13 protein-coding genes are annotated in these 9,665 nt (G+C 34.3%); all 13 read left to right on the forward strand.

Annotated elements, in window-relative coordinates; genetic code table 11:
- Positions 1-8: 8 nt before the first annotated feature.
- A complete protein-coding gene (locus ACM39_RS11590; protein ID WP_048511206.1) occupies positions 9-710 on the forward strand; it encodes a hypothetical protein in 702 nt (233 codons plus the stop codon).
- A 33-nt stretch (positions 711-743) separates the two neighbouring features.
- Positions 744-1,214 carry a hypothetical protein gene (locus tag ACM39_RS11595; protein WP_048511207.1) on the forward strand — a complete coding sequence of 157 codons (471 nt, stop codon included), beginning with the start codon at positions 744-746 and terminating at the stop codon, positions 1,212-1,214.
- Position 1,215: 1 nt separating this feature from the next.
- Positions 1,216-1,998, forward strand: a complete 783-nt coding sequence (locus ACM39_RS11600; protein ID WP_048511208.1) for a hypothetical protein — start codon at positions 1,216-1,218, stop codon at positions 1,996-1,998.
- On the forward strand, positions 1,979-2,635 hold the full coding sequence (locus ACM39_RS11605; RefSeq protein ID WP_131701451.1) for a hypothetical protein: 657 nt from the start codon (positions 1,979-1,981) through the stop codon (positions 2,633-2,635). The genes ACM39_RS11600 and ACM39_RS11605 overlap by 20 nt, the downstream gene beginning before the upstream one ends.
- Positions 2,632-3,060, forward strand: coding sequence for a GPW/gp25 family protein (locus ACM39_RS11610; protein ID WP_048511210.1), 429 nt, complete (start codon positions 2,632-2,634; stop codon positions 3,058-3,060). The genes ACM39_RS11605 and ACM39_RS11610 overlap by 4 nt, the downstream gene beginning before the upstream one ends.
- A gap of 13 nt (positions 3,061-3,073) precedes the next feature.
- Positions 3,074-4,897 carry a type VI secretion system baseplate subunit TssF gene (locus tag ACM39_RS11615; RefSeq protein ID WP_048511211.1) on the forward strand — a complete coding sequence of 608 codons (1,824 nt, stop codon included), beginning with the start codon at positions 3,074-3,076 and terminating at the stop codon, positions 4,895-4,897.
- A 193-nt stretch (positions 4,898-5,090) separates the two neighbouring features.
- Entirely contained in the window at positions 5,091-5,540 is a 450-nt protein-coding gene (locus ACM39_RS11620) for a hypothetical protein (protein ID WP_048511212.1), read from the forward strand.
- Between the two features lie 18 nt (positions 5,541-5,558).
- Positions 5,559-6,932 carry a DUF5458 family protein gene (locus ACM39_RS11625; protein WP_048511213.1) on the forward strand — a complete coding sequence of 458 codons (1,374 nt, stop codon included), beginning with the start codon at positions 5,559-5,561 and terminating at the stop codon, positions 6,930-6,932.
- A gap of 555 nt (positions 6,933-7,487) precedes the next feature.
- The gene (tssD, locus tag ACM39_RS11630) at positions 7,488-7,877 is read left to right on the forward strand and encodes a type VI secretion system tube protein TssD (RefSeq protein WP_048511214.1); all 390 of its coding nucleotides are present in this window, start codon (positions 7,488-7,490) and stop codon (positions 7,875-7,877) included.
- Between the two features lie 196 nt (positions 7,878-8,073).
- Positions 8,074-8,469 carry a type VI secretion system tube protein TssD gene (tssD, locus tag ACM39_RS11635; RefSeq protein WP_048511215.1) on the forward strand — a complete coding sequence of 132 codons (396 nt, stop codon included), beginning with the start codon at positions 8,074-8,076 and terminating at the stop codon, positions 8,467-8,469.
- A 187-nt stretch (positions 8,470-8,656) separates the two neighbouring features.
- On the forward strand, positions 8,657-9,043 hold the full coding sequence (gene tssD, locus ACM39_RS11640) for a type VI secretion system tube protein TssD (protein WP_048511216.1): 387 nt from the start codon (positions 8,657-8,659) through the stop codon (positions 9,041-9,043).
- Complete coding sequence (locus ACM39_RS11645; protein ID WP_048511217.1) at positions 9,034-9,435, forward strand: hypothetical protein; 402 nt, start codon at positions 9,034-9,036, stop codon at positions 9,433-9,435. The genes tssD (ACM39_RS11640) and ACM39_RS11645 overlap by 10 nt, the downstream gene beginning before the upstream one ends.
- A gap of 48 nt (positions 9,436-9,483) precedes the next feature.
- Positions 9,484-9,665, forward strand: a 182-nt coding sequence (locus ACM39_RS11650; RefSeq protein WP_048511218.1) for a hypothetical protein, incomplete at its 3' end; no start/stop codon positions are given.

Raw genomic sequence — 9,665 nt, forward strand, 5'->3', positions numbered from 1 at the left:
CAACCAATATGAGTCCACTTCCTGAGCTTAACCTTAATCTCGGCATAACCAATGACCCCGGTTCTCCTTTTTACGACGGAAACGGGGGAGAAGGTGTGGTGGTACGCACCGATTCGGGACTGCGAAAATATACTATTACCCTTGTGATATCGGATCAGGAAGCGGGAAGCATCTATCTGAAAATAGGAGAAAAAGAAGTAGAAGTTCCTACTTATAAGATGACGGTAACTGATGACAAGACCGGTGAGACAGAAGCTTATCAGGTTACAAGGGATACTCTCAGTTTTGTAACTGCTAAAACCAAGAAAAGTTTCCTGTCGTTTTTCGGATTTAAAAAATTTGACAAAACTACTTTTCTATATGAAAATATTGCTTTTGAGCCACAGCTGGAAAGTATCGAAAAGTTTGACATTTCAAAACACAGGATATTCTCGGTAGATACACTTACCTATGAGCTGGAGGGAAGCGGGCAGAAGATTATACTCTATGCCGGAGATATTAACGGGTTTGAAAAGCCCAAGCATATAGGACAGTATTTCATTGTTGTAGATAAGGATCACGGCAAAAGCTTTATTGGGGATATTCTCTTTCGTGAAAAATTCCTGAAACTCACTCCGAAAGTGGAGCTGCATGTTATCAAAAGGAAGAAAGTACCTAAGAATTTTGAATATGACGATAAAGGAAATATTAAAAAGCTGATTTATTTGTAAATGAGAAAAGATAATACACTTTTATAAAATATCATGGCAATAATAAAACAGGCAAAGAATATGAATATAACAGTAAAAGGAACTTATACTGTTATTGCAGGTTCTATAACGGAAATAGCAGATAAAATTACAATTACAGCAACAACGGGAAATCTAACCTTGAGCTCTAATAAAAAAGTAGTTATACAAGGAATGAATGGTGGTGTTGTATATAATAATTATACACCTACTTCTAATGAAAAAAAGATTACAGATGTTATTTGGATGGATTCAAATTTAGAGCATAAAATAAATTCTGCACATATTGGTGATAAAGTAAGTCTTGTGTTACAAACCAAAAATTATAATAATGGTGAAACAATCACATTGAAAATGAGAGAAAAAAATGAAAGAGAAATTAAAACAGGAAAAGTAGAAATCATATTTACAGGTGTGGTAAATGAAAATGGGTTTGCCGAATTAAAGGGAGTTGTTGAAATAGAAGAAACTGAAAAAAATCAATAAAATGCCGGGGAGAGTTTTTTATATTGCAGAGATAGATGGGGATACTGGTTTCCAAGATGTAACGCTTGAAATATTACCGCCTCGTCAACCAAATGTTATTTTAAATTTTTTAAGATTAGATAAAGAAGTCGGAAATTTTTTAGATAAAGAATTTGAGCAAAATGGCTGGCACATAATTGACGTATCGAGTTTGAAAGATGCAAAAAATAAATTATCCCAATATTTAAACAAAAGTAAAGTTCAAAACCTTTATATAAATGCTCACGGACTTTTAAGTGATTGCTATATATACGATGATGAAGGTAATGGGATATCTGATTCAACAGGAATGGGGATAAATGGATTTAAATCCTATCCGACATCTGGGTTTAGTGCTGGAGAAGGTGGTATTCTGGGAGGTAACATTGTTCAATATATAAAAAACAAAAATGTTCTTTCTCGAAAAAATATTGAAGATATTGAAGATTTTATAGAAATTTCAAAGTCAGTTGAAATAGGCAAAAATTTAATTATTGCAGGATGTTTTTCTGCAAGATATGATGATTTGGGAATTGGCATTACTACCCTTATTAATTCTATTGATGTTTTTATAAATAAAGATTTTTCAAGTATTTTTTATACGGGGTCCAAAGGGAAAGAATATATACCATTTACAAACTTTGTTAGTTATAATCAAACCTCAGCCAAAAACAGTCACGAAGGTTGGAGGCAATATCAGAATGGTAAAATTGTAAGAAGATTAAGTAATATCAAAATTACAAAATATGGAGTCAAGACATTATAAAAAATATTTTCTGATTATATTTTTGATATATAGTTCATATTTATTTTCTCAAATGAATATGATTTCTATAAATTCATTATCATTTAAAATTAATTTGAAAGAAAATAAAGATACAATTAATATTTATGAAGATGAAAATCTTAAAGTATTATATCCCATAGATAAGTTTATTTTTGATTCTCGCATTACCAAAAAAAGAGGATTAACCACAAAAGTTAATTTATTATACTATTCCAAAAAAGAAAGTATAGGATTATTTATACTTCTAAGTTATGGTCAGTCAATTATGAAAATAAAAAATCAAACATACAATATAACTATCAATGTTGATAAGAATAAATTTATTCCTTATATGCTTTTATTAGATAAGAATATGGAGACAAAATTCCTAGTCAAATATAATAGAATTAAAGATTTTCATTCAGAAAATTATACAAATTCTTATTCAATCCAAGATAGCACAAATTTTTGCAAATACGGAGAATTTCAAATTAACCAAAATATTATATATGAAGATATTGAATTGGTTATCAAAAAAAGAATAGCTATAAATAATAACGAAAAAAAATTAGATTGTGAACCATTATTTACATATGAAGTTTTCCCACTTTTAAATTTTAAGAATCAACACCAATGAAAGGAGCTTATTATAAAATACCGTTTGATTTTGAAAACCTGATAGAAAAAAAGGATGCCGATAAAATATCCTTAGATGCCTCTATCAGCCAGCATATATTTCTTATTGCTACTACATCTTTAGGAGAATGTAAATATGATGAAACCTATGGAACAGAGATTTGGGAAATGGATTTTGATTTAATGAAAAGCGATAATATCCTGAAAGAAATGATTGCAGAAACGTTGAAGACATCTGTTGCGATGCACGAAAAAAGGATTAGACTGGAAGATGTGGAAGTTTCCGTAAATGATCACAATTTAGGAACATTAGGAAAGAGGAGAATGAAAAAGAAGGTGGCCATATTGATAAAAGGGCTTATACTGGAAACTAACCGGCCTTTTATATTTAATAACTCATTTTTTGTAGGACCCCTTTCGTATTAATTAAAATCAGAGTATGAACCAAGACCGTATAAAAGACCGCATATTAAGAAGAGCCGCCAGAATGTGGGGATATAATGAGCTGGAAGCCGAAGCTTCTTTTGACCCCATTGTCAGCTTATTACTCTCAGCTTGTGCCGCTGAGCTGGAGAAGCTCGATTTTGAGCTGGAAAATTCCCGTTCCAGGATTATAGAGCGGGTTTTGGAAGTGATGTTTCCTGAAGAAGTGTCAGGAGTGCTGCCTTCCAGAACGCTGCTGCAGGTTTCACCTTTAGAGAATAATACCAGGATATCGTTATACAATCATTTTAAAACGATTATAAAACAGCATAGTATTTATAACCCTACTGAAACCATTACAAAAGATCTGTTTTTCAGTCCGTCCATCGAAGCAGGACTTACGACCGGGAGTGTAAAATATATTGCCTATGGGAATACCCTTACCAATCTGGAAAGTTTTTTCTTCGATGCTGCAATAGGAAAAGCAGAAAAGCATCTTCCTTCGGGTGAGTTGTGGGTAGGTATCCATTCTCCGAACAAAGAGGATCTGGAAGATCTTATGTTTTTTATCGACATCAGCAATACCTATCAGAAAGAAATATTCTTTTATTACCTGAAACAGGTAAAAGTTTATTTTGGTGAAAAAGAATATTTACTGAAAGAAGGGTATAATGTTGATCAGGAAAACATCAGTCTTCAAAACATTATTACTAAAAACTATTCTGATCTGGAACATATATATAATGACGTAAACCAATATTATTTCTCTAATTTTTTCACGCTTAAAGGGAAGTTTGGGTTTAATGATAAAACACAGAATGAGGTTCTTTTTACTTCTCATTTCCCAGGACATACAATCGGAGAGAATGATGATATTATATGGCTTAAGTTCAAATTTTCTGAAGCTATCGTTCCCGATATACTGCAGAATGTCCGCATTGCACTCAACTGCATTCCGGCTATTAATATCAGGAATACAAAGATAGTCCGCAGGATAAAAGGACGATTGAATATTATCCCTATACCCGGAGAGGATGATTTTCTGGATCTGGATTATATATCTGATGACCACGGAAAAAGACTGGATATTAAAAATTATGAAACAGAGACTGAAGGAATGACTGCCTTATTGCGAAAAGGAGGCGTTTCCCGTTTTGACCAAAGGAGCGCATCGGAGCTGCTGCAATATCTTTTAGCACTCATTAAAGATGAAACGGCCGCTTTTGCCGGCATTGGTGCAGATACTGCAAAAGATACTTTAAGACATATTAATCAAAATGTGGCTTCATTGCATCAAACGGCTAAAGAAAAAAGCTATACCCAAACGAGTAATCCATACCTTATTGTTTCTTCCGCTGTTCCTGATGCGGATGTTCGTTGTACCATTTCCTATTGGTCAACGGCTGCAGAGCATGGGAATAACCTAAAACCTGGTACGGTATTCACCTTGGAAGGCGGAAATGGATTATTGGACAATAACGCAGTGATGCTGTATGCTTCCTATGGAGGGCGGAAAAAGCTCTCTTCTCAGGATAAAATTTTAGAATACCGGAATGCACTTCTTACCAGAGGAAGAATTGTCACTATTGCAGATATCAGGGCATTTGGGATGAACCATTTCAAAAATCTGATTACAGGAATTGAAGTGCAGAAAGGAACTAAAAAAGAAGTCTCTTTAAAAGGAGGATTCAGCAGGACGATTGATATATTCCTTGTAAAAAATAAAGAACAAACAGAAAATATCAATCCTTCCGAATGGGAGTATGTATGTGAAAGTTTTTTGCTGAAACTAAAAAATGCATCAGCTAATATTTATCCGTACAGATTATTTGAGAAATAATACATAACCTATTGTATAACAAGAAGATTTTTTTATTTTTATAGAGAAAACAAAAAACACATTGATGAAATCGCTGCAATCCCCTGCAAAACCGGAGCTGTATCAAAGCCTGGACAAAACCATTGGAAAAATACGAGATCATCTTTGAAAGCTAGCTGAAACAATTAACAAATTAATTTAAAATCATATTACTATGCTATCAAACAAAGGAATCGGTGGTAATGAAGTACCATTAGACACCAATGAGGCTATTTCGGAAATTCCTCAGAACAGAACAATTATCGCGCAAAAGCTTACTGCTGAAGATCCCGTAAAACCGGAACTGGTAGAAGGGCTTACCACGGTGGAAAAAGTATTTGAACACTACAAGCCGGAAATCAAAGTTGATTTTGAAGATGCCAATGGCGCTATCAAAATGGAGAACCTGAAATTCAAAAATCTTGGAGATTTCGGAACCAAAGGTATAACAGGGCAAAGCAACTTCCTGACCGGGCTGGAAACGGAGAAAGATCAGTACCAGAAAATTGTAAAGCAACTAAAGACCAACAAGATTCTGAAGGCAGCTTTAGAAGATCCTGATGCAAAAAAAGCTTTATACGATACTCTGCAGTCATTAATAAAAGAATTAGAAGAAAACAAATAACCGAAAAGCACAAATTTTATGTCAAACAATAAACAACAAGAAGTACAGCAAGCGGCAGAAGCCCCTGTTTTGGAACAAACAAAAGTACAAGGCAGTTTAGATAAATCAATAGAAAAACTGGCACGTTACGGTGGGTTTGATTTGTTGGAAACGTCCATTGAAAACGTACAAAATATCAATCCTGACAGAAAAGCAAGAAGAAAAATTTTTCTTACCGAAAAAGGTAAAGAAAAAGAAAGGGAAACCTTAAGAAAAACACTAGAACTTTGGGCAAACGTTATCAGCAAAAGTGATTCATTGACTGATATGGTGGCAAATTGCGAAGATCAGAGAAAAGCAGCGGAGGAGCTGCTTTCCAAGAATTTATCAAAAGCGGTGGATGCTACCAGAGAACTAGAGGGTAATTACAGAACGATCGCCATGTTCTACAAAAATACAGAATCAGACAAAGTAAAAAATGTGACTGTAGTCAACGCTGATTTGGAGCAATTGAAAGATTTGGACAATACCCGTTTCATCGATACCATCCATGCTGAGCTTTCTGATAATTATGACAGGCTGGATCTTAAAAATAATTATGGACTTTTAGTTATTCCGGGATATCTGGGTTCTAATACGGTAGTGGAAAAATGGGCAAAAATTGCACATGAAAATAAAGTAATGCTGGTTACCGATTTTGAACATCTGGACGAGCCGGATGATGTGATGGAAATGTTTGATCAGGCCTATCTGACGGGTGGAGAAATTTACAGGTCGAACGTGCTGATGACCTGCAACTGGCTGGTAGGAAGAGGGAGATTTGAAGAAATCGACGAGTTGGATGATTTGTTCATTCCGCCTTCAGGTGCATTGGCAGGAAAAGTATATAAAACTTTAATGTCTCAGGTGACAGCAGGTAAGAAGTTTGGGGGCATCAATGAAGTGGAAGGCGTGAAATTCGATCTGAAGAAAAGTGAGATTGCCAATCTTGAAAACTTAGGATTAATCCCAATGGTTAATGAGTACGGAAAAGTAATGGCTTTCTCAGGAAAAACATTATTCAATGGAGATAATTTAGGGCTGCAAACGTATTCTGTAGTAAGGGTTTTTGATTATGTAACCAAAGTACTGATGGATTTCTTAAACAGAAGAGCATTTGAAAACTTTACAGCTGTTACCCGAAAGGAAATTATGAACCAGATTGTGCGTTTTCTGGATGCGATCACGGGGCCAGGAAAATTGATTGAGAATTTTGAGATCAGAAAATTTGAACAAGACCCTGTTCAGAAAGACCGAATTCACTTGGATATTCATATGAAACCGTATTTCCCGGCCAAAAATTTCCTTATCAAAATGGATGGGCATAAAGGCGATGATGGGAATGAGTGGGAAACGGAATACGAACAGAAATAAAGATCAGGAATAGTGATACAGGAGTTAGGAAAGTAAAAGAGAGTGTTCTGCAATATTTTTTAAAATTATTGTATTTCCTAAATTTTTCATCATTTGTGTTTGTGAGCGTGGAAAGTTTTCTTTCCACGCTTTTTTGTTTCATTATTTTGCTCCTGATGATGTATCACAAAAAAATATTTCTAAGAAATATTTTTTTGTGATTTAATAATTACCTGTAAAATGTTATTATTATATAAATGATAATATAAATAAATTATAAATATTAATTGGTTAAAAATAACTTAATATCTATAATTTTATATTTTTATTTATTTTATTGAATAGATATAATTTTTATTATTAATTCAATTATTTTTGTATAATTTTATATTTAACATAATAAAATATTTAAAAAATTGTTTTAAATTTATTTTTTTTACATAATATAAGTTTATATATTTGATAAAAATATAGTCCATTATTGGTTCTTTTAAAAATATACCTGAACACATTATTAGGATACATATATTTCCATTTTTGGTAGTTGTTAGATAGTTAAACCTAAATATATTTATTATGTCATTTAAAGCAAAATTCAAAGTTGCCGGTAAAGAACGCAACATCTTAGCTGTAGAATTCGGAATGTTACAGCAAACTGACCCGACAGGAAGACCATCTTCCATTGCAAGAGGCGGTAAAATTCATTTAACAGTTGAAGGGACAGGAGAAACTGATCTTTTTGAGTGGATGACCAATTCATTTGAGAGAAAGGATGGGAGCATTACTTTTGTAAAAAGAGACAGCGACGCTACCCTTAAAGAACTGAAATTCAAGGAAGCTTACATTGTGAAATACACAGAGGATTTTGATGCTAAGGGAGAAAATCCGCTTACAGAGTCGTTTGTGCTTTCAGCAAAAGAAATTGAGCTGGGCAATGCCAAGCATATCAATGACTGGGCACAATAATCCCATCTAAATAAAAAGAACCTGCTTTTCTGTAAGATCCACCAGAATCTTTTTCTCGTGCAAAAACACAACTACCAATATTCAATTATTCGATGAAAATCTTATAGGAGGGATTCTTATGGGCGGCATGTCTTTTTTTTTTACCTTTTTTTAACACAAATTCATATACAAATCAACAATTTAAAACCAATTAATTATGTCATTTAAAGCAAAACTAAAAGTAGCAGGCAAAGAATATAATGTCCTTAATGTAAGCTATGGTCTGTTTCAGGAAACAGATGCTACAGGAAGACCATCAACAGTTTCCCGAGGGGGTAAAATAGATGTTACTGTGGAGGGAACAGGAGCAACGGATCTGTTCGAATGGATGACCAACTCGTTTGAGAGAAAAGACGGAAGTGTGGTATATTTCAAAAGAGACAGCGAAGCAACACTGAAAGAATTGAAATTCACAGAAGCCTATCTTGTAAAACACAAAGAAAAATTTGACTCCATAGGAGATAATCCGCTTACCGAAGTCTTTACGATATCTGCAAGAAAGATAGAAATGGGAAGTGGGGCGTTTGAAAATGAGTGGCCGGGCTCTATGTAAAATTAATAAGAATGGGCAATATGGCATTGCCCATTTTTTGTCTTTTTCGGAATGAAACAAGAGCTGAGGAATCGGGAATTTAGATTCGGGATTCCATCAATATGAGATATGAAGATAAATGAAATATTTTATTAAATATCGGATACTGACAGTCAATCATCAACCATTAACAAACAATTAATCAAATATGTCATTTTTATCCAAATTAGAATTAGACGGCAACACTTATAATATATTAGAGTGTACATACAAATTTGTCCAGCCGGTTAATGAGTCCGGGAAACCGGATGGTATACCTTTGGGCGGAGACATTATCATTAAGATCGAAAGCACAGGAAACCCCGAACTTTTAACATGGATGCTTGATCATAGTCTGGTAAAGAACGGAAAGATCATTTTCTACCGAAGGGATGCGATGAGCAAGCTTCAGGAAGTGAATTTTGAGAAGGCTTACTGTATAGAGTTTGCTGAGTATTTTAATGCCAATAACGATCAGCCCCTGCAAATAGAGATGAAACTCATTGCCAAAAAACTGCATGTAAACGGCTCTGTCCACGAAAAGCAATGGAGATAGAAAAACTGTATGAATGGACATTTTATCCGGGATTACAACGTCTTTATATAGGAGAAGAGATCAATATTCAGGCTTATGTAGGTAATCAGATATGCATAAATAACCATTTTGCTGATAAACTGTTTATACATTATTTTGAAACCAACCGGATCATATACCAAGACGGAAAAAATATCCTGACCAATAAAAGACCGGAGAGGAGGTGTGAGCTTACAGCACCAATATTTCCTTTGGAAAAACCGGGAGATTCTGTTAACCTTGATAATGGCGGGATAGGCTGTATGCTGGAAGAAGGTGATTTGAGAGAACTGCTGGAAAACACATTTTTTCTTCCTGGGCAACTTCGTTTTTATGACTTTATAAACCAAGAATTGCTTTTATTAAAATGGTAGAACCTTTTCTGCATCGTTAAAATTCAAATTAAAAAAAACAAATGAAACATGGAAAATAACGACAACGATCTTGACCTTGATGCCGCTTTCGGCACGTCCAAACCTTTTGAATACTGGCTGAACGACCCCACTAATCCCATCGTATACTGCCTGCTCCAGCTCGACGGAAAGGATTTCCTCGCCAAAAACGGATATACGGTAGAGCTTATCCAAAAAACGGCAGACCACGA

The organism is Chryseobacterium sp. FH2 (genome assembly GCF_001045455.1).
Classification (GTDB): domain Bacteria; phylum Bacteroidota; class Bacteroidia; order Flavobacteriales; family Weeksellaceae; genus Chryseobacterium.